General features: G+C 36.9%; 26 protein-coding genes. 6 read left to right on the plus strand and 20 right to left on the minus strand.

What is annotated here, in order from left to right:
- Positions 1-50: 50 nt before the first annotated feature.
- Positions 51-257 carry a cold-shock protein gene (locus IGM09_RS07085; protein ID WP_002357404.1) on the plus strand — a complete coding sequence of 69 codons (207 nt, stop codon included), beginning with the start codon at positions 51-53 and terminating at the stop codon, positions 255-257.
- Positions 258-361: 104 nt separating this feature from the next.
- Here IGM09_RS07085 and IGM09_RS07090 read toward each other — a convergent pair whose 3' ends face one another.
- The gene (locus IGM09_RS07090) at positions 362-823 is read right to left on the minus strand and encodes an EbsA family protein (RefSeq protein ID WP_002357403.1); all 462 of its coding nucleotides are present in this window, start codon (positions 821-823) and stop codon (positions 362-364) included.
- 100 nt (positions 824-923) lie between these two features.
- Between IGM09_RS07090 and IGM09_RS07095 the strand changes: the two genes are divergently transcribed.
- Positions 924-1,331: a ribonuclease HI family protein gene (locus IGM09_RS07095; RefSeq protein WP_002357402.1), complete on the plus strand. Its 408-nt coding sequence runs from the start codon at positions 924-926 to the stop codon at positions 1,329-1,331.
- Between the two features lie 129 nt (positions 1,332-1,460).
- On the opposite strand, the gene ybaK is transcribed toward IGM09_RS07095, so the two are convergent.
- The 8 genes from ybaK to IGM09_RS07135 all read right to left on the minus strand — a co-directional run bounded on the left by ybaK (position 1,461) and on the right by IGM09_RS07135 (position 9,067).
- Entirely contained in the window at positions 1,461-1,976 is a 516-nt protein-coding gene (ybaK, locus tag IGM09_RS07100) for a Cys-tRNA(Pro) deacylase (RefSeq protein ID WP_025186625.1), read from the minus strand.
- Positions 1,973-2,734 (minus strand): type I 3-dehydroquinate dehydratase, encoded by a 762-nt coding sequence (gene aroD / locus IGM09_RS07105; RefSeq protein ID WP_010712514.1) that lies wholly within the window; start codon positions 2,732-2,734, stop codon positions 1,973-1,975. Before aroD ends, ybaK begins: the two co-directional genes overlap by 4 nt.
- Positions 2,735-2,889: 155 nt before the next feature.
- Positions 2,890-4,674, minus strand: a complete 1,785-nt coding sequence (locus tag IGM09_RS07110) for an ABC transporter ATP-binding protein (RefSeq protein ID WP_002374713.1) — start codon at positions 4,672-4,674, stop codon at positions 2,890-2,892.
- Positions 4,674-6,425: an ABC transporter ATP-binding protein gene (locus IGM09_RS07115; protein ID WP_033624996.1), complete on the minus strand. Its 1,752-nt coding sequence runs from the start codon at positions 6,423-6,425 to the stop codon at positions 4,674-4,676. Before IGM09_RS07115 ends, IGM09_RS07110 begins: the two co-directional genes overlap by 1 nt.
- A gap of 196 nt (positions 6,426-6,621) precedes the next feature.
- On the minus strand, positions 6,622-6,840 hold the full coding sequence (locus tag IGM09_RS07120) for a YneF family protein (protein ID WP_002357397.1): 219 nt from the start codon (positions 6,838-6,840) through the stop codon (positions 6,622-6,624).
- Between the two features lie 193 nt (positions 6,841-7,033).
- A complete protein-coding gene (locus tag IGM09_RS07125) occupies positions 7,034-7,927 on the minus strand; it encodes a deoxyribonuclease IV (RefSeq protein ID WP_002357396.1) in 894 nt (297 codons plus the stop codon).
- Between the two features lie 10 nt (positions 7,928-7,937).
- Positions 7,938-8,405: a DUF1801 domain-containing protein gene (locus IGM09_RS07130; protein ID WP_010707518.1), complete on the minus strand. Its 468-nt coding sequence runs from the start codon at positions 8,403-8,405 to the stop codon at positions 7,938-7,940.
- On the minus strand, positions 8,405-9,067 hold the full coding sequence (locus IGM09_RS07135; protein ID WP_010713352.1) for a YdeI/OmpD-associated family protein: 663 nt from the start codon (positions 9,065-9,067) through the stop codon (positions 8,405-8,407). Before IGM09_RS07135 ends, IGM09_RS07130 begins: the two co-directional genes overlap by 1 nt.
- A gap of 436 nt (positions 9,068-9,503) precedes the next feature.
- Between IGM09_RS07135 and IGM09_RS07140 the strand changes: the two genes are divergently transcribed.
- Positions 9,504-9,794 (plus strand): hypothetical protein, encoded by a 291-nt coding sequence (locus IGM09_RS07140; RefSeq protein WP_002393362.1) that lies wholly within the window; start codon positions 9,504-9,506, stop codon positions 9,792-9,794.
- A gap of 255 nt (positions 9,795-10,049) precedes the next feature.
- Here the strand turns inward: IGM09_RS07140 and tyrS are convergent, their stop codons facing one another.
- Positions 10,050-11,312, minus strand: a complete 1,263-nt coding sequence (gene tyrS / locus IGM09_RS07145) for a tyrosine--tRNA ligase (RefSeq protein ID WP_002357324.1) — start codon at positions 11,310-11,312, stop codon at positions 10,050-10,052.
- Positions 11,313-11,496: 184 nt separating this feature from the next.
- Here tyrS and IGM09_RS07150 point away from each other — a divergent pair, with 184 nt between their 5' ends.
- Positions 11,497-13,902 (plus strand): transglycosylase domain-containing protein, encoded by a 2,406-nt coding sequence (locus IGM09_RS07150; protein WP_033624997.1) that lies wholly within the window; start codon positions 11,497-11,499, stop codon positions 13,900-13,902.
- 104 nt (positions 13,903-14,006) lie between these two features.
- Here IGM09_RS07150 and ccpA read toward each other — a convergent pair whose 3' ends face one another.
- Positions 14,007-15,008: a catabolite control protein A gene (ccpA, locus tag IGM09_RS07155; RefSeq protein ID WP_002357319.1), complete on the minus strand. Its 1,002-nt coding sequence runs from the start codon at positions 15,006-15,008 to the stop codon at positions 14,007-14,009.
- A 214-nt stretch (positions 15,009-15,222) separates the two neighbouring features.
- On the opposite strand from ccpA, the gene IGM09_RS07160 reads away from it, so the two are divergent.
- Positions 15,223-16,326, plus strand: a complete 1,104-nt coding sequence (locus IGM09_RS07160) for an aminopeptidase P family protein (RefSeq protein ID WP_033624998.1) — start codon at positions 15,223-15,225, stop codon at positions 16,324-16,326.
- Between the two features lie 120 nt (positions 16,327-16,446).
- Here the strand turns inward: IGM09_RS07160 and IGM09_RS07165 are convergent, their stop codons facing one another.
- The 6 genes from IGM09_RS07165 to hprK form a co-directional block, all read right to left on the minus strand.
- Entirely contained in the window at positions 16,447-17,034 is a 588-nt protein-coding gene (locus tag IGM09_RS07165) for a YtxH domain-containing protein (protein ID WP_002381831.1), read from the minus strand.
- Positions 17,035-17,049: 15 nt separating this feature from the next.
- Complete coding sequence (locus IGM09_RS07170; protein ID WP_002364066.1) at positions 17,050-17,481, minus strand: DUF948 domain-containing protein; 432 nt, start codon at positions 17,479-17,481, stop codon at positions 17,050-17,052.
- 177 nt (positions 17,482-17,658) lie between these two features.
- Positions 17,659-18,555 carry a UTP--glucose-1-phosphate uridylyltransferase GalU gene (galU, locus tag IGM09_RS07175; RefSeq protein ID WP_002357314.1) on the minus strand — a complete coding sequence of 299 codons (897 nt, stop codon included), beginning with the start codon at positions 18,553-18,555 and terminating at the stop codon, positions 17,659-17,661.
- Between the two features lie 11 nt (positions 18,556-18,566).
- The gene (locus tag IGM09_RS07180) at positions 18,567-19,589 is read right to left on the minus strand and encodes an NAD(P)H-dependent glycerol-3-phosphate dehydrogenase (protein WP_010713347.1); all 1,023 of its coding nucleotides are present in this window, start codon (positions 19,587-19,589) and stop codon (positions 18,567-18,569) included.
- Between the two features lie 68 nt (positions 19,590-19,657).
- A complete protein-coding gene (gene lgt / locus IGM09_RS07185) occupies positions 19,658-20,491 on the minus strand; it encodes a prolipoprotein diacylglyceryl transferase (protein ID WP_016618333.1) in 834 nt (277 codons plus the stop codon).
- A 17-nt stretch (positions 20,492-20,508) separates the two neighbouring features.
- Complete coding sequence (gene hprK / locus IGM09_RS07190) at positions 20,509-21,444, minus strand: HPr(Ser) kinase/phosphatase (protein ID WP_033625000.1); 936 nt, start codon at positions 21,442-21,444, stop codon at positions 20,509-20,511.
- A 209-nt stretch (positions 21,445-21,653) separates the two neighbouring features.
- Between hprK and IGM09_RS07195 the strand changes: the two genes are divergently transcribed.
- Positions 21,654-22,616, plus strand: a complete 963-nt coding sequence (locus tag IGM09_RS07195; protein ID WP_002374708.1) for a GIY-YIG nuclease family protein — start codon at positions 21,654-21,656, stop codon at positions 22,614-22,616.
- Positions 22,617-22,650: 34 nt separating this feature from the next.
- Here the strand turns inward: IGM09_RS07195 and IGM09_RS07200 are convergent, their stop codons facing one another.
- From IGM09_RS07200 to liaX, 3 genes are all read right to left on the minus strand, one after another.
- Positions 22,651-23,007, minus strand: coding sequence for a phage holin family protein (locus tag IGM09_RS07200; RefSeq protein WP_002357307.1), 357 nt, complete (start codon positions 23,005-23,007; stop codon positions 22,651-22,653).
- Positions 23,007-23,330 (minus strand): PspC domain-containing protein, encoded by a 324-nt coding sequence (locus IGM09_RS07205; protein ID WP_033625001.1) that lies wholly within the window; start codon positions 23,328-23,330, stop codon positions 23,007-23,009. Before IGM09_RS07205 ends, IGM09_RS07200 begins: the two co-directional genes overlap by 1 nt.
- 74 nt (positions 23,331-23,404) lie before the next feature.
- A complete protein-coding gene (gene liaX, locus IGM09_RS07210; protein WP_002360155.1) occupies positions 23,405-25,006 on the minus strand; it encodes a daptomycin-sensing surface protein LiaX in 1,602 nt (533 codons plus the stop codon).
- Positions 25,007-25,155 lie beyond the last annotated feature (149 nt).

The following is a 25,155-nucleotide window of genomic DNA, read 5'->3' on the forward strand; positions in this document are numbered from 1 at the left end:
TTCTCGTATAATGAAAGTGTCTTTACAAATCTAAAAGGAGCGTGAATTGGATGCAAAAAGGAATTGTCAAATGGTTCGATAACAGAAAAGGTTATGGTTTTATCGTTTACAACGAAGAAGATGAGATTTTTGTCCACTTCACTGCTATAGAAGGTGACGGATTCAAATCACTTGATGAGAATCAATCTGTAGAATTCGAGATAATGGAAGGCAATCGTGGGCTACAAGCAGCACATGTCAAAAAAATAGATAACTAAAAAAGCTGAACCAACAGCGCTTAGCTCCAAAAAGTAAGTAAACGTAGCGTTTGTTTCAGCTGATTATTTTAAGATTTTGAGAGTGGGTCACCAGTCGTTTCGACTTATGACTCACTCTTGTTTTTTTCTTCTTTTTTATGAAGGCCCAAAGAATGATCTTCTGCTACCTTCAATTCAGGCTTTTTTACCTTAAGTGCCTCAAGAAATAACGGAATCGTTTTCTTTTTCATTAAAAAGACTTTTGAGCCTTCCTTAAATTCTGAGGAAAAAATTTCGATGCTTTTTTCATTGTAGGTTACTTTTTCTATCTGAGAAAGCGGAAGTGCTTTTTTGCGAAACCACAAAACATCTCTGACAATTAAAGATGTTTCTGTCATATTAAAAGACCGCGCAATTCCTAGATAAGCAAACACAAAAAATGGAACCATCACCAGATTACTAATCAAGTAAGGACCATTATTTTCCAATGCTAAAATTAAACTAATAAATAATATACAAAATGTGCAAGACCAGTAAATAATTGTTGATGCTAATTCTGGCTGCCAATAAAATTTCTGTTTTTTCATAAAGTGCCCTCACTACTTCTGGATCAACGCCGCTAAATTTAAATATGTTATAATAGTAACATACTTTTTTTAAGAACAAAAAGAAATTAGGAGTAATTTTATGTTAAGAATTTATGTAGATGCGGCAACAAAAGGCAATCCAGGTGAATCTGGCGGCGGTATCGTTTACCTCACCGACCAATCGCGGCAACAATTGCATGTGCCTTTAGGCATTGTTAGTAATCACGAAGCCGAATTTAAAGTGCTGATTGAAGCTTTAAAACAAGCGATTGCCAATGAAGACAATCAACAAACCGTTCTTCTCCACTCAGATAGTAAAATTGTTGTCCAAACAATTGAAAAAAACTATGCTAAAAATGAAAAGTACCAGCCTTATTTAGCAGAATATCAACAACTAGAAAAGAATTTCCCTTTGCTCTTAATCAAATGGCTACCTGAAAGTCAAAACAAAGCGGCCGATATGCTCGCACGGCAAGCATTACAAAAATTTTATCCCAATAAAAAGTAGCACTGTTTACTTAATGCTTTTCCTTTATTAATTTGATAATTAAACACGTGGAGCAAAAATCCCTAGTGATTTTTGCTCCACGTTTAAAAACAGATAAACGGTTCTGTCTCAACCTCTTCTTATAACCACTTATTCTTCTGTCGTTATTCCCGCAAATTGTCCATTGGTTAGCGAAAGGATTGCTTCAGGAGCTAATTCAATTTGCATGCCACGTTTGCCTGCAGAAACAATAATTGCAGAATATTGTTGAGCTTCTTCAGCTAAATAGGTGGGAAATTGTTTTTTCATCCCAATTGGTGAACAGCCCCCACGAATATAGCCTGTGGTTGCTTCTAAATCTTTTAAGTGAAGCATTTCTACCTTTTTGTTGCCACTAGCTTTCGCTAATTTTTTTAAATCTAATTCTTGATTACCAGGAATGACAGCCACGACTGGACCTGTTTTATTACCTACTGTAACCAAGGTTTTAAAAATTCGTCCTTTATCAATACCTAAACTTTCAGCGACACTTTCTGCACTTAAATGATCTTCACTCCAAGCGAATTCATATTCTTTATATGGTACTTTATGTTGTTCCACCATGCGCATCGCATTCGTTTTTTGTTGTGTTTTTTTCTTTGCCACTTTTTTCACCTTCTGAATCACTTGTTTTGTTCGAATGTCTTTAAATAATTTCTTAATACTTGTACGGATAGTTGGCCTGGTGCAGACGCTTGCTGGGCGGAGCCAAAAGTTAGTGCCGATCCGAACAGTTGACCTGTTACGCGACTAATCATCCCTAACTGTCCCATTGACATAGTAACGATTGGGACGGATGCATAATGGGTGTACATTTCATTGGTTGCTGAAAGTAACGTAAGTACATCTGTCGCATCTTGTGGCATCACAGCTATTTTACAAATATCCGCCTGACGCATTTGCATTTGGCGTAACCGTGCGACAATCTCCTCTTGCGACGGTGTTTTCTGAAAGTCGTGATTACAGAGAACAATTTTAATCCCCGCCTTTTTAGCTTCGTGAATTAACGTATCTGCCGCCAGCGGATTCGCAAATAATTCAATATCTAATAAATCCAACGCACCTTTTTTCACTAATTCATGATACAAAGCAAAATAATTTTCCTCGGAAAAAGCCATTTCGCCGCCTTCTTTTTGTGTACGAAAAGTTAACAATAACGGTTTTTGCCCCAACCGTTCCATTACTTGTTGTGAAAGATTACATACATCGGAAAAATCAGCGACATTTTCATAATAGTCTAAACGCCATTCCACCAAATCACAATCTAGTGTTTGGCTCGCCGTTGCTTCGGCCAAAATATCCTCGGCTGTTCGAGCAACAATGGGCACCACAATTTTGGGATTGCCTTCACCTATTCGCACATTTTTGACTATAACTGGCTTCACAGTTCCACCTAACTTCCTCGTTTATTTTTCTCTCTTCATATCATACCATTTCTCTTCTTTTTTGCAATTTAAAGAGCTACAAAGACACCTAGAATTAGGAATTTCCTAACACTAAATGCCTTTGTTTGGGTTATTTAACTCTTTCTGTTGTTACGTTAAACTTCCGTACTTTGTAACTGATACATATCCGCATAAAGGCCCCCTTCTGCCAGTAACGTTTCGTGCGTTCCTCGTTCTACAATCTGCCCTTTGTCTAAAACTAAAATCAAGTTTGCATCACGAATCGTCGAAAGGCGATGCGCAATCGCAATTGTCGTTCTTCCTTGTCGCATTTTGGCTAATCCTTCTTGAATCAATCCTTCTGTTTCTGTATCAATATTAGCGGTTGCTTCATCTAAAACTAAAATTTTGGGATCAGTTACAATTGTTCGTGCAAACGAAATTAATTGACGTTGTCCGCTAGAATAACTCGCTCCTCGTTCAATGACTTTCGCATGATAGGTATTGGGTAACGTGTGAATAAATTTATCCGCCTGAACAAATTCCGCAGCCTGTTTAATTTGTTCATCTGTGATGTTTGGATTCAGTAAACGGATATTTCCAGCAATATCTCCATAAAACATGAAAGCATCCTGTAATACCAAGCCCATCTTTTCCCGTAATTCTGTCATGGGAAAATCACGAATGTCACGATCATCAATTAAAATCTGCCCTTCATAAAATTCATAGAAACGCATGAGTACATTAATAATTGAACTTTTACCACTTCCAGTATGACCGACTAAAGCGACGGTTTCCCCGGGATTTGCAACAAAGCTAATATTTTTCAATACTTCGTTTTTGCCGTCATAAGAAAAAGTAACATTACGAAATTCAATTTTCCCGCGAATAATTTCCCCATTCGCACCTACTGATTGTTGCGGTGTTAATTCTTCCGTATCCATAATTTTTAAAATACGACTACCTGCGACAATCCCATCTGTAAAGATACTTAGGAAGTCCATCATTTGTGTCATCGGATTAAAAAAAGCTTGGACATACGTTACAAAAGCATAAATCATTCCCGCTTCTACAGGAGAATGTAAAGCATCGATGCCAAACATAGTTAAGGCCAATGCAATCGCCAACGTATACAACAAATTAATGATGGGACTTAATAATAACGAATTCATACGAATCATTGCTACTCGTGTTTTTAAATAGTCATCATTGGTTTCTTCAAATTCTTTTTCCAAACGTTTTTCTTGGCGAAATTGTTGAATGATTTGCATACCAGAGATGTATTCATTTAGTTTGGTGTTTAATTGACTTAATTTTTCCCGCATACTGCGATATAATTTTGAACTAAATTTTTGGTAATACCAAATTACAACTAATAAAATTGGCAAGAAAATTAGACAATAAAATGAAATTTCTGGACTGAGTTGAAACATTGCAAAAAATGACGAGATTACGGCAAAAATTCCTGTAATCACCATTAGGAATACATACCAGAATTCAAACAATGTTTCTGTATCGTTGGTAACACGAGACACCGTCGAACCCGCTGGTGTTTGATCAAAATAACGCATACCTAAAGTGTGTAATTTTTCAAATAATTTCACTCGTATATATTGATACGTTTTTAAAGAAGCCATCGAATACAAATACCATTGGAAAAACCAAACAATACTTTTGACAATGACACCAAAAAAATAAATAGCAGCAAAAGTTAGAATCACTTGCATTGTAGCAGTTTTAGGCGTTAAATAATTATCCATAAAAACTTGAATGACTCTAGGCAAAAGAATATTGATAATTGATAAGCCAAATGCAAAGAGAATAGCTGTGTAAAACATGCGTCGAAACGGTTTGGCAAAACGAAACAAACGCTGAACAATCGTTAATTGTTCTTTCAGCGGTAACTCTCTGGACCATTCGGATTGATACTTTTCTTCCATTAACTCTCACTCCCTTCAATTTTCGCTTCTAATTGCTGTTTTTCCCACATCCGCTGATACCAACCCTTCTGAGTCAGTAACTCCTGATGTGTCCCCCGTTCAATAATTTTCCCTTCATCCAACACTAAGATTTCTTTTGCATGCATGACACTACTTAAACGATGCGCTGTAATAATAGTGGTTTTTTCTTGGCGCGTTTCTTTTAGATTTGATAAAATCGCCTCTTCAGTCTTCGCATCGACTGCAGATAAGGCATCATCTAAAATTAACAATTCTGGTTCAACAATCAAGGCCCGTGCAATAGAAATCCGTTGTTTTTGTCCTCCAGAAAGCGAAACGCCACGTTCCCCAACCATTGTGTCATAGCCTTCAGGGAATGCTTTAATTTCTTGGTTAATAAATGCTAATGCTGCCGCTTGTTCAACTGCTGCTTGTTCTAAGTCTGGTTTAGCAAAACGAATGTTATCTCGTACCGTCATGGAAAAGAGAAAATGGTCCTGTGGCACGTACCCCATTGCACCCATCAATGCATCTAATGTGTAATTTTTAATGTTATGTTTTCCAAAGGAAATCGTTCCTTGGTATTGGTCATATTCACGCATCAACAATTTCAAAATAGTGGTTTTACCAGCGCCTGTTTTGCCAACAATCCCCAAGGTTTCTCCTTCTTGCAACGAAAATTGGATATTTTCCAACGCCACCGTCTCTTCTTTTGGATAAGAAAAAGAATCAATCTTCATTGAAATTGTCCCTTGCGCCATTGTTTTGATGGCATCTTTTCGTTCGATAATATGCGTTTTTTCATGTAATAATTCGTTCACACGATCGTAACTAGCATTCCCACGTTCTAACACATTAAATAAGCGCCCAATCGCAAACATTGGCCAAACTAGCATCCCAATATAGGCAATGAAAGAGACCAACTGACCTAAACTAATCGTTCCTTCCATGATGAAACGACCACCAATAATAATTGTCAAAACATAAGAAACACCAATAATCAGCGTAATAAACGGATCAAATAGTGCATCTAAAAAGTTCGTTCGTTTATTTTTGACGATAGCATCATCAATTTTCTCTGTAAAATCAGCAAGATCTTCTTTTTCTTGCCCAAATGTTTTAATGACTTTAATTCCAGTGATACTTTCTTGTGTTTTATCATTAATCGCTGAAAAAGCAGCTTGTGAATCTCGAAAGGCATCATGCAACTTAGAACCTAGAACTCGTGAGGTGACCGCTAATAAAGGCAGCGGTAATAAAGCAATTAATGTTAAGCGCCAATCGACAAATAGAACCATTGCGATAATCGTTGTTCCTCCCGTAATCACAGAGTCAGCAAATGTTAAAATCCCAGCTCCAGCCACATTTTGGATGGCATTTAAATCATTGGTTGCATGCGCCATCAAGTCACCTGTCCGATATTTCTGATAAAAGATGCTATCCATTTTTGTGAAATGATGAAATAATTGAGTCCGTAGCTCTTTTTCCAAACGAGCGGCACTCCCCCAAATATGCATCCGCCAAATATAGCGAAAAAGATATTGGGCAAGCCCAGCACCAACCAAGAGTGCAACCCACACGATAATTTTCGTTAAGCGAATTTCTTTGTTAACGATTTCATCTACAACGACGCCAATAACTTTGGGCGGGACTAATTGAACAAGAGCGACCATCATTAATGAGAAAACCCCAATAATATAACTTTTTTTCTCTTGCTTAAAAAACCAGCCTATTTTTTTGAATATGGACATTCAGTTGTCCCTCCTTTACTTTGTTGTTCTACGAAGACTACTTTCGAGCTAGAAGGTTTCTTCGTTATTGTTGTTTTTGATTAAACGTTTCGCTCTTTTCCTCCTAGATTATCCTATTCTCCCGCAAAACAACAAAAAAACGGACTGAAAATCAGCCCGTTTTTACACTTATTCATGATTACCTGAATAACCTTTACTATTTTCCTTGGTTTTTCATTTGTTGCATCATTTGTCTAACCTTTTTCTCTGACGGTTTTTGACCCATTGATGCCATCATCATGCGTAACATATCCTCATTAACGGGAGGATTTTTTTTGAAATAATCTTGCATATATTTGCGTGCAAGGAAAAAGCCCCCTGCAGCGCCTACTAATAAAGCGATTACTGCGATTAATACTACCCAACCTGTTGCCATTGAAACTCTCTCCTCTCCGTATAGTTTTGCTCTCAATGAATTATTTTACTAGAAATAGCAAAAAAAGAAAAGTTCTTTTTGCGGGATTTCTCTTAAATAATGAAAAAAGTCTGATTTTTTTGCAAAATAGTGATTAAAAGTCAAAAATATACGCTCTTAAATGTCAATAGGACCTTTAAGAGCGATTGTTGCTTTAGTTTTGTCCTTGAATTTTTTCTAATAATTCTGGATCAAATGTTTGATTTTTTAACATCGCAATTTCAAAGCCGTAAGGGGCCTTTTTATTTTTTTTGTCTTCTCCGACATAAGGTGTTTCTAAAATTTTTGGTAAAGCAGTTAATTTTTCATGGTGAACCACACCGTTTAAAGCTTCAAAACCAATAGTGCCAAAACCAATATTGGCATGACGATCTTTATGTGAGCCCATAGGATTTTTAGAATCATTCACATGAATGACTTTTAAACGATCCAATCCGATAATTTTATCAAATTCAACTAATACGCCATCAAAATCATCTTTTACATTATAACCTGCATCATTAATGTGGCAAGTATCCAGAGTGACAGAAAGCTTATCATTTAGCGTAACTCCGTCAATAATCGCAGCTAGTTCGTCAAACGTACGGCCGATTTCGGTTCCTTTACCAGCCATTGTTTCTAAAGCGATTTGAGGGATTTGCTCTTTCCACAAGACTTCGTTTAGACCTTTAACAATTTGTTTGATGCCGGCTTCTGGACCTGCGCCAACATGCGCACCTGGGTGTAACGTGATTTGCGTTGCTCCCAACGCTTGTGCTCGCTCAATTTCTTGTCGCAAAAAGTCAACGGCAAAACCGAAATTTTCCGTTTTGATTGTATTGCCTAAATTAATAATATACGGGGCATGAACGACGATATTACTTAAATTGTGTTCCTTCATAAACGCTTGCCCAGCTTCAATATTCATTTCTTCAATCGGTTTCCGGCGCGTGTTTTGTGGCGCACCTGTATAAATCATAAAGGTTGTTGAGCCATAACTAGCCGCTTCCTCGGCAGAGCCTAATAGCATTTTCTTGCCACTCATACTAACGTGTGATCCTAATAACATGTGGTTCCTCCTAATAATTCTTCTTTTTCTTTTGGTAGTGTTGATACTGTTGCAGCCATTCTTCAAGCGTGATTTTTGTTACTAATTCGCCAATTAGTTCATAGGGTATTCGCTTAGGATTAGTGAAGCGAAGACAACTTTTCCCCATGTTTAGCTTTGTTGACACTTGTTCCTGATAGGCTTCTTGAAACCAACTTCGGACGGCTTCATTTCCCATTAATCCCATGTGATATAAAGCTACTTGCCTTTTAGTAGCGCCTAAACTGATAAATGGTAACGGCTCATCACCACGGTTGAGATAGCCTTCTGGAAATACTGAAAGCGGCACAACAAAGGTTGGCATGCCATATTGCATTGTTAATTCAAATCCTGCTGGCAAATTTTGCGAAACGGCGTCTAATACTTGCTGATAAGCAATTCGCCATTTTGGTTCGACTGTTTCGATGTATGCTGTAACTGTTTCAATTAACTGCGCCATTATTTCTTCCTTTGCTGATAAAGAGCTTTGGTTTTATAGCCTTCTTTTAAAATGGCTAACATTTCAGTTTGCCGCTTTTTCCGTGTCTCCGCTCGCTTTGCACTAAATACATACCGCGCCCACTCTTTTTGATAACCAGGCGTTAATGCAGCGAATGTCGCTGCAGCAGCTGGTTCTGTTTGTACCAACGCTTCAATTTCTGGTAAATATTGAACATAATCCCCAACAGCAGAACTGGTCTGATTCTTCGCTGGCTTTTTAAGAACATTCTTCATGCCGACAACCGTAAAAGTCTCATCTAAACTAACCATGCGATTAAATTTTAAGGTTGAGCCTTTAATATACCCATCTGCCTCGTTTACTTGTAATGTTGGAAAAATTTCATCTCGGTGGACAAAGGTTGGATACATTTTATTGCCTTTTTTCGGATAAGCCACATATAACAACCCATTTTCTACTAAATGTTGACCTTCAATCACCATTGAAACAATCTCTTGAAATTCCGCCATCGTTTTCACAAATGCAAAAATCAGCTCAACTGGTTCTGAGGGTAATTGCTGCGCGGCTGAAGCAAATTCAGATAGATACTCTCCCTGTGGTCTATTTAAAGTAACTAGTTGCTGATACTTCGTTAAGTTTAACTTTTCGACAATTGATTTCATAACCTACTCCTTATAGCGACTGCACTTTTTATTCTAGCATAGCACAAGTTATCTGTAATTGAATATGCCCAATAGTAAAAAAGAGTTTTTTGTAACATTTGTCCTTTTGATTTTCAGCTTTTTATTTCAATACTATCTTGACAAAGGACTTTTCTTACAGTCCTCCTTATTGTTGATACAACAATACCCACCCATTACTTTTCTAATATAGTCTATAACAAATTTGAATTTTTATTGTAGACTTTTGTGAACATTGATATACTATCTTTATCGTCTATATGCTTTAACCAATACTTTTCCTTAATGAATCACCATAGAGAGGAATAATAGTCTAACTTTATTAGTGATTAACACTTTGGACATTCACAAAAAGCTTGAAGCAATAAATATATTAGCAATAATAATTTTACTGGAAAGGTGGTGAAATAGAGTGGGAATGTTTACAAAAGGACAAAAAAGTGCTGCAGAATCTATTTATCAAAAAGAAATAAAAAAATTTTTAAAACCTAAAGATGGTTTAACTCATCTAGTTATGGTAAATAGTTTTAGTAAATGGATTAATCAAAATTTTGGCTGTGAGGACAAATACACTACGCAAATTGATGAAATAATATCTTCTATGCAGTTAGATGGTTATGAAATTGTTGATATAAAAATTGATTCACTACAAAATCAAGGTCTGTCAGGATCTATGGAAGGTTTCCATACAGTAATATTATACAAGTAAGGATTGGCTATCTGTAGTGAGACTTAAAAATTAGACAGAATACCGACCAGAGAAACTTGGTCGGTATTTTTATATAATAAACCGTTCAAGATAATGTTGGTGACTATTGATTCTAGTACTATAAGCAAAACTTTATAAAAAGACTTGCTTACATTAAGGTAAACAAGTCTTCCTAAAGCAAAATATTAAGCTAGTATTAACTGTTAACTATTATTTTTAATTTATAAACCGTATAAGATTGAAGTTCACAGTGTTTTAGTATTTTAACAAGAAATATTTTTTCTTCCCGCGACGAATCACAGTAAATTGTCCTTCAATTTTATCAGTTTCTGTCAATTCAGCTGCTAAATCTTGTCTACGTTCTCCATTGACGTAAATCGCTCCATTTTGAACATCTTCACGGGCTTGACGTTTGGATGGTTCTATTTTTGAGGTAACTAATAAGTCGACTAAACTTAATTGATCCTCTGGTTGCACCTCGTACGTTGGTACATCTTTAAAGCCTTGTTTAATTTCTTCTGCTGTTAAGCTTTGGATATCCCCGCTGAATAAAGCTTCTGAAATTTTAACCGCTTGATGATAGGCTGCTTCACCGTGGACTAAAGTAGTCACTTCTTTGGCTAACGCTTTTTGCGCAGCACGTTGACCTGGGTTCGCTGTAAATTCTTCTTCAATTGTTGCAATTTCATCCAATGTTAAGAAAGTAAAGTATTTCAAGAATTTCACGACATCACGATCATCTGTGTTAATCCAGAATTGATAAAATTCATATGGCGAAGTTTTTTCCGCATCTAACCAAACTGCGTTTCCTTCTGTTTTACCAAATTTGGTACCATCTGCTTTTGTAATTAAAGGCATAGTTAAGCCAAATCCTTGAACTTCTTGTTCTCGGCGTAATAATTCAATCCCTGAAGTAATGTTCCCCCATTGATCACTGCCGCCTAATTGCAATAAACAACCTTCTGTTTCGTACAATTTCAAGAAATCATACGCTTGTAATAATTGATACGCAAATTCAGTATAAGAAATTCCTGTTTCGATTCGGCGTTTCACGCTTTCTTTACTCATCATATAGTTAATTGTAAAGTTTTTTCCAACATCACGTAAGAAATCAATTAATGAAAGCTCTCCAAGCCAATCATAGTTATTTGCTAGAATCGCTGGATTTTTTTCATCTTCAAAATCGATAAAACGTGACAACTGGCCTTTAATACTTTCAGACCAAGCTTTCACTGTATCAAGTGTGTTTAAACTACGTTCTGCATCTTTGAATGATGGATCACCAATCATGCCAGTTCCGCCACCAACTAAAGCAATGGGCACATGGCCATTTTGTTGGAAACGACGTAACATAAGAATTGGCAGTAGATGCCCGATGTGTAAACTGTCTGCCGTTGGATCAAAGCCGATATATAATTTAACAGATTCTTCATTTAATTGTTTTTGTAAGGCTTCTTCATCTGTGACTTGGTAGACCAACCCACGGGCTTTTAATTCTTCAAAAAAAGCTGAATTCATGATTTTCCTCCTATAGTAAAACATAATAATAGATCAAATTCCCCTATTCATAGTAACCGATTCTGTCACACTTGAAAAGTCAAAAAATGAGATTTCCCTATTTTCTCTTAAGTTTTTTCAACAAAAAATGGCAATTGGTGTAGAAACTATTCATAGAAGCTTTTTTTTGCTATAATAACACAGAATGTATCATTTTATTGAGGTGAAGCTTTTGAAAAATAATTCAAGTAACAATAAGCAAAAACCAACGACCTCTTCTGGCGGCAATGTCTTTTTACTTATTTTAAATGTCATTATTCGCGTTTTTCAGTCATTAGTGGTTTTTGGGGTTATTCTGATTGTCTTAGGTGGCTCTCTTGGCTTAGGTATCGGAATGGGCTATTTTGCTTTTCTAGTTGAAGATACACAGCCCCCAACGAAGGAAGAATTGCAAAAAGAAATCAGTGATATTACCGAAGTGTCAAAAATGACTTACGCAGATGGTACTCCGATTGCTAACATCAAATCAGATTTAATTCGGACACGAATTAATGGCGATCAAATGTCTCCATTGCTAAAAAAAGCCATTATTTCAACAGAAGATGAATATTTTGAAGAACATCATGGGGTAGTACCAAAAGCGCTAGTTCGAGCGTTGATTTCTGATGCGACAGGTATCGGCGGTTCTTCTGGTGGTTCAACATTGACTCAGCAATTGGTAAAACAACAGATTTTAACTGACGAAACGACTTTTAAACGGAAAGCCAACGAAATTTTATTAGCTTTACGTATTGAAAAATACTTTTCTAAGGACGAAATCGTGACAACTTATCTAAATGTCTCCCCTTTTGGTCGTAATAACAAAGGTGAAAATATTGCAGGCGTGGAAGAAGCAGCCAAAGGACTCTTTGGTAAAAGTGCCAAGGACTTGAATCTTCCTCAAGCGGCCTTTATCGCAGGACTTCCCCAAAGTCCCATTGTTTACACGCCCTATACTAACACTGGTGCCTTGAAAGACGATTTGTCTTTAGGAATGAAGAGAAAAGATTTTGTTCTTTTCAGTATGTACCGAGAAAAAGCTATTTCGCAAAAGGAATATGAAGAAGCCAAAGCTTACGACTTGAAAAAAGACTTTTTACCAACTGAGCAGGCCAATGTCAATACAGAAGGCTATCTATACTATACGGTGTTAGATAAAGCAGTTGAGATTGTCATGGATTTAGATATGAAGAAAGCTAAAGTTAATCGTGATGATTTAGATCAAGTTGGTTTAAATCAATATAAAGAACAAGCACGTCGCGAAATCCAGTCGCAAGGCTATACAATCCAATCGACCATTGATCAGAATATTTACAACACGATGCAAACCGCTGTCGCAAATTATGGTTATTTGCTTGATGATGGCACTGCAGATGTCAATGGGAATACAATGATTGAAACTGGCAATATTTTAATGGATAACGCTACTGGTCGTATCCTCGGTTTTATCGGCGGCAGAAACTTCGATATTAATCAAAACAACCATGCCTTTAATGCCGATCGTCAAGTTGGTTCTACGATTAAACCAATTTCTGTCTATGGCCCTGCGATTGATCAAGGACTCATTGGTTCTGAAAGTCGTCTGGCCAACTACCCAACGACTTATGCTGATGGTCGTGAATTTGTTAACTCAACAACTGTGGATTTAAATCAATTCGTGACTGTTCGGAATGCCTTGAATTGGTCTTTCAATATCCCTGTCGTTCATGTTAATAATGAGCTAAGGAAAAAAATGGGTGATGATAATTTTTCTTACAATCACTACTTAAGTAAAATGAACTATCCAGCTTCAGATGCTTGGGCTTACGAATCTGCGCCATTGGGTCCAGTAGAAACAAATGTTGTAACTCAAACAAACGGTTTCCAAGCGCTTGCTAACAAAGGGAAATATCAAAAAGCCTACATGATTGAAAAAATTACAGACAATAGCGGACATGTGGTCTACGAACACAAAGATGAAGGAACGCAAGTTTATTCACCGGCGACCGCTTCTATTATGAATGACTTGTTGCGTTCAGTGGTGGATTCTGCGAATACGACAAAATTCAAACCAACGTTAGCTGGCTTGAATCCTCATTTAGCCAGTGCTGATTGGGTCGGAAAAACTGGAACAACTGATGAGTTTAAAGATTCATGGCTGATTGTCTCTACTCCAACTGTGACACTAAGTTCTTGGACGGGACATGATCTACCAGCGCCAATGACGACAACCAGCGGCGACAATAACGGGAATTATATGGCGAACTTAGCTAATGCGCTGTACTATGCGAATCCAGAATTGTTTGGCATTGGTCAAAAATTTGAATTAGACCCAAGTGTCATTAAATCAAAAGTTTCTGAATTTACTGGTGAAAAACCTGGCTCAATTACCTATAATGGTGCTAAGTTCAATACACCTGGCAAAACAACGACTTCATACTATGCCAAAGATGGTGCACCACAAAGTACCTATAAATTTGGAATCGGTGGAACAGACAGCAATTACGCTTCTTACTGGGGAAATCTTGCTCCACGAGCCACTACAAATAATAACAACAATAAAAACAACGATAATAAAAAGAATGATAATTAACTCGCTAAAATGAGCCAGAAAAATACGTTTTCTGGCTCATTTTTAAGTATCAAAAAAAGGCTAAACTAAGAGTTACCGCTCTTTGTTTAGCCGTTTAATTCAATTTATTTTGTTGAACCTTTTTGATCAATTCCATAAGGTAAAACAACTGTTTTTTCTTCAATTTCTTCTTTGTTCATTAGTTTTGTTAATAAGCGCATTGACACGGCACCGATATCATATAAAGGTTGTGTAATACTTGATAGACGTGGACGAGAGACTTCTGTAAGCAATGAGTTATTGCTTGTAATGATTTCAAATTCTTCTGGAACTTTCACACCAGCATCTAGCATCCCATCTAATAAACCAATCGCTAGCTCATCATCTGTAACAAAGGCAGCTGTTGCTCCACTGTTACGGACACGCTCAGCCAAATTAATACCTGCTTTAAATTTATATTCAGATTCAAAAACTAAGCCTTCATTATAAGACAAGCCATTTTCCGCTAAGGCTTCTTTGTAGCCTTTCATTCGGTTTTGACCATTAATTGGATCGATTAATGCACCACTAACAAAAGCAATTTTTTTGTTCCCATTTTTCGCTAAAGTCGCTGTTGCATCTTTCGTTGCTTCTGTGTAATCAATATTAACGCTACCAACTTGTTCGTCTGGATCAATTGAACCTGCTAAGACAACAGGTGTTTTTGAACGTGAAAATTCACCACGAATATCATCTGTAATGCGATGACCCATAAAGATAATCCCATCTACTTGCTTGGCAAGTAAATTGTTTAATACAGTAACTTCTTTTTGATCGTCTCCATCTGAATTAGCTAAAATGATATTATATTTATACATTGTAGCCACGTCGTCAATGCCACGTGCTAATGAAGCAAAAAATGCATTACTAACATCTGGAATAATGACACCCACTGTTGTCGTTTTTTTACTTGCTAAACCACGTGCGACTGCGTTAGGACGGTAATCTAAGCGATCAATCACTTCTAAGACTTTTTTACGCGTTGCTGGTTTTACATTGGGATTACCATTGACAACACGAGAAACAGTAGCCATAGATACATTTGCCTCTCTAGCAACATCATAAATTGTAATTGTTTGTTTTTCCATGTTTCTTCTCCTATAAATATGAATTTGTTCTCATTTTCTGAAAACACTGTTTACATTTCTTTCCTAGCCTAGAATATCAAAATTCTTCTATTTTTGCAACCGTTTTATCGTTTTTTCATGAAAATTTACTTTCCATTTCAAAAGGAACTTTTTGTCATTTCATGTTATGATAGTACTGTGATTCACTTCAGAATAAAAGAAAGAAGGATGTTTTATGAATCAAGAAAAAATTGCCGATTTAAAAAATTGGATGCACCAAGAAAAGATTGACTTCACTTATATTAGTGATCCTGGTCATATCGCTTACTTTTCCAGTTACGAAAGCGAACCTCATGAGCGCGTGTTAGCTTTGTTTATCGCTGCGGACGACCAATCATTTTTATTTACACCTGCATTAGAAGTCGAAGATGCCGAAAAGAGTAGTTGGACTTATCCCGTTTATGGTTATTTAGATAGCGAAAATCCTTGGGAAAAAATTGCGGCTTTATTAAATAAACGGACACAAGGCACACCACGCTTTGCTTTAGAAAAACAAGCTCTTTCTTTAGCTCGTTTCGATCAATTGAAAACCTATTTCCCAGCTAGCGATTTTTCGCATGATGTTACGCCTTTAATTGAAAAACTTCAATTAATTAAAACAGAACCTGAAATTCAACGTTTACTAGAAGCTGGTAGTTGGGCTGATGTCGCTTTTGAGATTGGCTTCAAAGCAATTCAAGCAGGCGTTGCGGAACAAGAAATTGTTGCAGAAATCGAGTATCAATTAAAACGTCAAGGTATTCGCTCAATGAGTTTTGATACGTTAGTCTTAACAGGAAAAAACGGAGCTAGTCCTCACGGGGTACCTGGCGAAACAAAAATTGAGCCCCATGACTTAGTGCTATTTGATTTAGGTGTCGTTCATAATGGCTATTGTAGTGATGCCACACGAACAGTCAGCTACTTGGAACCTTCTGATTTCCAAAAAGAAATTTATGGAATTGTTTTAGAAGCACAATTAGCAGCAACTGAAGCGGTGAAACCTGGTGTTACAGCAGGCGAATTAGATGATATTGCTCGAGGTGTAATCACAAAAGCTGGTTATGGTGAATATTTTAACCATCGCTTAGGCCATGGCATTGGAACCACTGTCCATGAATACCCATCGCTGGTTCATGGCAATGATTTAGTCATTGAAGAAGGTATGTGTTTCTCTATTGAGCCCGGTATTTACATTCCTGGAAAAGTAGGCGTTCGTATTGAAGATTGTTTACACGTAACGAAAACAGGCTCCGAACCATTCACTAAGACAACCAAAGAATTGCAAATTATTCAATAGCATAAAAATAAAATGAGGCCATCAGTCAACCGGACTGATGGCCTCATTTCTAAATTTTAAGGTAAGCCGCTGAACAAAAGCAACACGATCCGTTGCTAACTTTCATAAGCTAAACGCTTGTTACCCTTTAAATTCTTTTTTTACGTCTTTCGCTGCATCTTTAACATCTTCTTTTGCTTCTGCAGCTTTTTCAGGAACATCTTTGGTGGTTTCTTTTGCTTCATCGACACCAGCAGAAACAGTTTCTTTGGCTGCTGCCGCAGAATCTTTAACGTCAATATAGATATCTTCTGCTGCATCTTCGGCAATTTCACCTAAATCTTCTGCGTGATCTTGAGCATCGTCAGCTGCTTTTTTAAATTGATCAGATAAATCACCTGTTTGTTTTTTAAAGTTATCAAGCATGTCGCCAGAAACACCTTGTGCCTTATCTAATGAATCTTTTGTTTTTTCTTTGACAGAACCTGCCAAATCAGAGGCTTGATCTGATAAAACGCCGGCTTTTTGTTTTGCGATTTCTGTTAATTCTGTTCCTTTTTGAACAGCATAATCTGTGTAATCTTGCGCTTTGTTTTTTAAATCATCTGTTTGATTTGATAAATCATCACGTAATTCTTTACCTGATTTTGGTGCAAGTAATAATGCGGCAACGGCTGCTGCTGTTCCACCAATTACTGCTCCTAAGAAAAATCCGCCTTTTTTAGCCATAAAAATCTCCTCCAATTAGTTATTTGTTTTTTTATTTTTTGAACGCATTGCTCTAAAAGCAGAACCGCCTACTTTACTCACTAAACCAGCTTTCGCTGTGCTTTTCCCTACGGTTCCTACCTTTGTAATCAAATGTTTACTTGAGGTGTTCAATTCAGAGACACTTTCGCTTAAATCAGCAACGGCCGTAAACAACGGATCAATCGTTGCCACTTTTTGATTCACATCTGTCAATAGTTCATTGCTTTTAACAAGCAAGCCTTCCACTTGGCGACTCAATACATTCACATCGCTAGTCACGACTTTGATTGTTGTATTTGTTTCATCAATTGTATCTTCAATTTTTGAAACAACTTGAGAAACTTTATATAACACAAGTACTAAAAAGATGACTAAAACAACAAATGCTACCGCTGCAATTAAGGCAGCAATTTCCCCACCTGACATATCATTACTCCCCTCTGAAATTTTATTTATAATCTTAGGATAACACCAACTTATATTTTTCACAACTCATAAAGCTAAGAATGACAATTTATTTTATAAAATTCTCATGCCCTTTTCTTTAAGAAAATAAGCGTAAAATTTCCTTCTAACGAATTGAAATTTTACGCTTATTTTTATTTATTTTTCTTTTGGTTGCTCTTTTTTCGCTAATTGAGCACCTAAATTAATAATGTATTCTCGTAAATTATCTTTTACTTCTGGATGAGTCAAACCATATTCAATGCTTGTTTTCATAAACCCAAATTTATCGCCAACGTCGTAACGTTCTCCTTTAAACTCACGAGCAAAAACGCGTTGTGTTTTATTTAAAGTGTCAATCGCATCTGTTAACTGAATTTCGTTACCAGCGCCTGGCTTTTGATTTTCAAGTACATCAAAAATTTCAGGGGTTAATAAATAACGGCCGATAATCGCTAAATCACTTGGTGCTTCCTCAGGTTTTGGTTTTTCAACAAAGTTCTCGACATTGTATAGTCCTTTTTCGATTTCTTTTTCTGGATTGATAATACCATATTTTGAAGTATCTTCATGGGGTACTTTCATTACCGCAATTGTCGAAGCATGTGTTTGTTCGTAATCATCCATTAATTGTTTCGTTAATGGCACTTTATCTTCCATTAAATCGTCGCCTAACATCACGACAAAAGGTTCATTGCCAACAAATGCTTTCGCTTGTAAAACAGCGTGTCCTAAGCCTTTCGGATGGGATTGACGAATAAAATGTAAATTAACATCCGTTGTTTCTTCGACTAATTTCAATAAATCGGTTTTATTTTTTTCTTTTAAATTATTTTCTAATTCAACATTTGAATCGAAATGATCTTCAATCGGACGTTTGGCTTTGCCTGTCACAATTAAAATATCTTCGATTCCTGAAGCTAGTGCTTCTTCTACAATAAATTGAATCGTTGGTTTATCAACAATCGGTAACATTTCTTTTGCCATCGCTTTGGTAGCCGGCAAGAAACGTGTTCCTAACCCAGCTGCTGGAATAACTGCCTTTTTAACTTTCATCTTTTTTCCTCCTAAAAATCAAGTGTAAATTCGTTTTCGGTTTTGCCATCGCGCAACATGATTTCTTTTGCTGCTTGTTGTACATCTTCGTCATTGTACAAGACATTGTAGATTGTTTCTGTGATTGGCATTTCGACTTCTAGTTGTTGTGCCAATTCATAGGCTGCTTTAGTTGTTGAAACACCTTCCACAATCATGCCCATGTTTTCTAAGACTTCATCTAACTTATGGCCTTTTCCTAATAAATTACCCGCACGCCAATTTCGAGAATGGACACTTGTACAAGTAACAATTAAATCCCCAACACCACTTAAACCAATAAATGTTAATGGGTTTGCTCCCATCGCAACCCCTAAACGACTAATTTCTGCTAAACCACGAGTCATAATTGCCGCTTTGGCATTATCACCAAAGCCTAAGCCATGAATCGCTCCGGCGCCCAAAGCAATAATATTTTTTAAGGCCGCCCCTGTTTCTACACCAATCACATCATCATTCGTATAAATTCTAAAGTAATCATTCATAAACAACTCTTGCACATACACAGCGTCTGCTAAATTTTCGCTTGCTGCTGTAATGGTTGTAATGTCATGAACAGCGACTTCTTCTGCATGGCTTGGACCAGATAAAACCACAATCCCTTGCCGTTTTTCTGCTGGAATCTCTTCCGCTATCACTTCTGAAATCCGCTTATGTGTACCTTGTTCGAGCCCTTTACTTGCATGAATAATAATTGGTTTTGTTTTTAAATATTGGGCCACTTCTTGTGCTACTGAACGAATGGCTTTAGTTGGTACCACAAACAGTACCGCATCCACATCTACTAAAGCAGTGGCTAAATCAGTGGTTGCCTGAATTGAAGTAGGTAAGATTAATTCTGGTAAATAATGTTTGTTGGTATGTTTTGTATTTATTTCATCGATTTGCTCTGGTTTATTTCCCCAAATACAGACCTCGTGTCCATTTTCGGCTAATACTTGAGCTAAAGCTGTCCCCCAGGAACCTGGTCCTAAAACAGCGACTTTTTGTTTCATCGGTGAAACTCTCCTTTCGCTAAACAACGTTGCTTCTCTAGTTTACCATATTCTTCGATCAAGTTGGATTAAGAAGTTGTTATTTTTTTCTTTTGTTTCTCCCGATTGTAAAATTTCAAATTGGGATTTCTTCTACGAACGATCACAATAACAATTGCTGCCACGAACATCACTAAAGACAACAATTGTGAGACACGAATATTACTAAACGCATACAAACTGTCCATCCGTAACCCTTCGATGAAGAAGCGGCCGAAAGAATACCATATTATATAACCTAAAAAGACTTCGCCTTCTTTTAAAAAGTGTGGCTTTTTGCGTAATAACACTAAAACGATAAAGCCTAAAACATTCCAGACAGATTCATATAAAAATGTTGGTTGATGATACGTTCCGTTGATATTCATGTTATCAATGATAAACGATGGTAAATGAAGATTTTCTAAAAATTGTCTGGTGGTCGCTGGCCCATAGGCTTCATGATTCATAAAGTTGCCCCAGCGACCAATTGCTTGCGCTAAAATCACACTTGGTGCGGCAATATCTAAAAAAGTCCATGTAGAAATGAAACGATGACGCGTAAAGAAAAACAGCGCCAGTCCCCCACCAATAAGACCACCATAAATCGCTAAGCCACCATTTCGAGTAAAGAAAATTTCAATCGGATTGTCTACATAATCTTGCCATTGAAAAGCGACGTAATACAAGCGCGCGCCAACAATTGCTGCAGGTAATCCCCAGAGCATAAAGTCAAAGACATCATCTTCTTTTAAACCAACACGAACGGCTTCACGACTACTTAGCCAAACAGCTAAAGCAATCCCTGAAACAATAATAATTGCATACCAATAGACGGGAATACCGAAAAGGCGAAATGCAATTGAATTTACTTGAGCTAACATCATCACATCTTCTCCTTCTATTCTCCTGAATTTTCTTCAATCAAACGGGTTAAGCGCTCTTCGAACGTTTTTGTTGCATCATAGCCCATTGTTTTCGCGCGGAAGTTCATTGCTGCCACTTCAATAATAATGGCCACATTTCGGCCGGTCTTAACAGGAATACGAATCTGAGGGACATCAACGTTAGCTATTTCAACCATTGCATCATCACTACCGAGGCGATCATATTTCTTGTCTTTTTCCCACGCCTCTAAATAAACGACCAATTGAACTTGCATAAAGCCACGGACCGCACTAGCTCCAAACAGGTTCATGACGTCAATAATTCCAATACCACGAATTTCAATTAAATGCTGCAAAATTTTTGGTGGCTCTCCCACCACGGTTAATTCATCTTGCTGATAAACATCGACACGATCGTCTGCGATTAGCCGATGTCCACGTTTAATAAGCTCTAAAGCTGTTTCACTTTTACCAATACCGCTATCTCCTTGAATCAAAACACCAAGTCCGTAAACATCAACTAAAACCCCATGGACACTTGTCCGAACAGCTAAACGGCCATCTAAATAACTGGATAGTTCCCCTAGTAAACGGGAAGTTGAAATCGGTGAACGTAATACAGAAACCCCATTTTCTTTTGCTGCTGTAATTAATTCTTCGGGGATTTCTAGTCCTCTGGATACTATAAAGGCTGGAGTATCTTTCGCACATAAACGGCGCATCACTAATAAACGCTCTTCAGGCATCATTCGTTCCGCAAAGGTAATTTCTTTGCTCCCAAATAATTGTAAACGGTCATGGGAATAATAATTAAAATACCCAGTTAATTCTAAACCTGGCCGGGAAATTTCACCAGTTTTAATTGTTCTATTTAAGCTTTCTTCATCTCCATATACTACTTCTAAAGAAAGATTTTCTATCAGTTGATAAATCTTTACCACTTCTGTCATATCGAATGTCAGTCCTTTCTGCTACTTGTTATATTTTATCATTTAAAAATACAAGTTTCTAGCTATTCACTAGATAATTCCTAGAATTATCATATTTCAAAAAAATGAAACTATTTTTCAGTGAAATTACCTATGCTATTTCTGTTACTTGACTATTTCAGAAAACTTTGTATACTTGAAGCCGATCCTTTTAAGAAAAGAGGAAACTTATGAAAGAATATTTAAAGGAAAAAGCCCATCAATTACCGTTAACGCCTGGTGTTTATTTAATGAAAGACGCAACCGACACAATTATTTATGTGGGTAAAGCCAAAAAATTAAAAAATCGCGTGTCGAGCTATTTTATTAATAGTCATCAACATTCTCGAAAGACGATGCGTTTAGTCAAACAAATTATAGACTTCGATGTTCTCCATACTGACACAGAATTGGATGCGCTCCTCCTAGAATGTCAACTGATTCAACAGTATCGGCCGCGCTACAATCGCCAAATGAATGCTTATGAACAATATTCTTATGTATCGGTAGCCGTTAATGAGCGGCAATTAGAGATTAAACTCTTAAATATTCCCACTAAAGAGAACTGTTTTGGTCCTTATTCGATTCGCCGAAAATTAAACCGTTTAAAAATAATTTTGGATAGTATCTACGATCTCGTCCCAACCAACTATTGGCATCAAACCTTTCAAAAAGAGAGTGCCATTCCGACCGAACTATTTCAACAAGAATTGTTCGACTTTTTCCATAATCAAGGACGAGAACCAATCAAACGAATTGCTCAACAAATGCAAGAAGCTGCTGAAAAACAAGCCTTCGAAAAAGCGGCAAAACTCAAAGAAGATTGGCTCTTTCTGACGCGCTTTGCAAACCAAAATCAACGAATTAGTCAAGCTAACCAACGAGATTGGCAACTGATGTGGTTACCTTGTCAGAAAAAAATCAAATACTATTTAATTTACCAAGGCTTGGTGGTAGCAACACGTGTTGTAACTAAACAAACGTTTCAAAAATATTCATCGCTTGAACTAGCAAAAAAAATCATGCCCAAAAAACCACCGAAAACAATTGAGCATTACTCGAAGCAACAAGTTGATTTTTTAAACATTTTATATGGCTATATCAGCCGCCATCCAGAATGTCACCTAGAAAATTTAACCATCGAAAAAGCCTGAAGAACGCATTTTATGCTACGTTCTTCAGGCTTTTTTATTCATATTTAGATAAATTGTGATCCGTAACGATCGTATTGACAATTGACATAATTACAGCCATTAGCACCGCTGCCCAAAAACTTGAGAAGCCAAAGTTCATTTCCCCCACAAAAAACGAGGTCATTTGTAAAATCGCTGCATTGACGACAAAGCTAAATAGACCAAACGTTAATAAAGTAAATGGGAGCGACAAGATTGTTAAGACTGGTTTCACCAACATATTTAGGATTGAGAGAACAAAGGCGGCAATAATTGCAGGCATTATGCCTCTCACATGAATCATGCCAGGAAAAACAACTGATAAAGAAATGAATGTCAGTGTATTAACAACCAATCGCTGAAAATATGTCATTAAAAGTCACTCCATTCGTCATCATCAATTTTTTCCGCTTCTTTACGTTGCTTTTTATTGGAAGCATAAGGATTTTCATTGCGAACATTTCTATTATAAGGATTTTGATGGCCGTAGCCGCGATCGCTTCCTGTTCTTCCAGAAGGGATCAAGACTGCTAAGGCAATGTATAAGAGAATGCCTGGAAATCCTGCTGAGAAAAAGCTGAGCAAGACATAAACAACACGAATAATTGTTGGGTCAATTCCTAGCCAATCAGCAATCCCAGCTAAGCTTCCTGTTAAAACCACGTTATTCGGAGATTTTGTTAGTTTTCTTTTCATATGTTTTCACCTCGTCTACTAAATTTTACACTAGAAAGGCTGATTCGTCAGCCCATCTAGCTTAAAATTATTAATTATTTATCCGTATCTTTTAGGAAAATACTTCCCGTTGTTGTAGAAGCATTAATTTGAGCCATTGATTCTTCCAGTACACGTCTAAAATGTAATTGTTGATTGCCGCGATCTTTCTTTTCACGAACAACTTCAATATCTGTTAAACGGCTGTTAATACTACCTAAATTCGTTTTCACTTGCCCTTCAACGCCTAAGTCATTTGGCAAGGCCAACTTGATATTCCCATTTGCAGAGCTTGCTTCAACACGGCGAAGCGTTTTTTCTTTAGCTGTAATGCGGATATCTCCATTAATCAGAGAGACACTTAGACTTTCTGGTGCCGCGGAAATAGACACATCACCATTGACTGTTTCAATAATGTTATCTAAAATCGTTCCTTCTAGGACTTTAATTTCACCATTCACGCCTTCAATTTCTAACATAGTTGCATCAATTTTTTTAAACGTAATCGTCCCATTCGTTGATTTTGTGTAAACATCTTTCGCTGTTAACTCTTCTACTAAGACATTTCCGTTTAATAATTTAACAGATACATGATCGTAAGTGCGTTTTGGTAAATAGAACGTTAAATCTGCTTTCACCCGTTTGTTTGGCACTTGGAAAGAAATCGTTTCATCATCCACATCAATGTCACTTCGTTCTAAGAAAGCTTCCATTGGTGAATCTCCTGCCATTTTACCATATAATTTGATTTTTGCTTCGACTTTCACATCTTCTTGATCCCAAGTTTTGAAAACCACGGTACCATTTGCTACCTTGACATCAATTAAACTTGCTTGTGGATTTGGATAGTTAAACTCATGTTCAAACTTAGTTGTTGCCACACCAGGAACTTTCATTTTAATGTCTTTCCATTCCACATTATCATTCATGGTATCACTGAAAGAATTAAATGTTTTTTTCAAGAATTCTCCCACTTGGCCGCCAACTTCGGCAACTTTGCCGCCGACTTGGTTAAAGGTGTCTGTGGCTTGATCTTTCCACTCTTCAGAGAATTGAGAAGAAACTTTTTCTTTTGTATCATTCCATTGACCTTTCCATTGTTCTTTACGAATGTTTTTTAGTTCTTCTTCCAGTGCTGTTTTTTCAGTACTTTGAGTCGCTAATTTTTCTTCTAATTGTGCAAGTAAAACGTGCAAGTCTTTTCGTTGAACTTGTTCATCTTCTGTTAATGCATCTAATTCTTCTTTTGTATCTAATGTTCCAATTTCTTCTGCGACTTCTTTAATTTCTTCTTTGATGCCGGCAATTTCTGCGTTGACTTCGTCCAATTCAGCCGAAGCACGATTGGCTTTTGTTGCTAACTCATCAAGAATTCTTTCTAAGTTTTCACGATCTTTTTCTGCACTGTCCTGTGTATTTTCTTCAAACGAATCAACAGTAGGTCCTTCTGATTCGCCTTTTTCTAATGCATCCATTAAATCTGCGACTTGATCTTCTTTATTTGTTGTTCCAATATTTTGTGTATCAACTTTTTCAGCAGCTTTTTCGATTTGTTTTTCATCTTTTTCAGTTGCCATATTTTCTAATAAAATTAACGCTTCTTCTGACGTTAGAATACCTTTTTTCACTAATTCTAATACGCGTTCTCTTTCTTTCATGGATATTGCCTCCTTAGCAAATTTTTCACTCAATAGTGTTTTCCTTACATGCATTATTATGCCTTGTTTTTGATCATTTGTCATAGGACTTAAGAACGATTTCTTCTCATTAGTAAGGACTAGTTTTATAAAATCAGTTCATTTTATGC

This window comes from Enterococcus sp. DIV0167 (assembly GCF_050541555.1).
GTDB lineage: Bacteria > Bacillota > Bacilli > Lactobacillales > Enterococcaceae > Enterococcus > Enterococcus faecalis.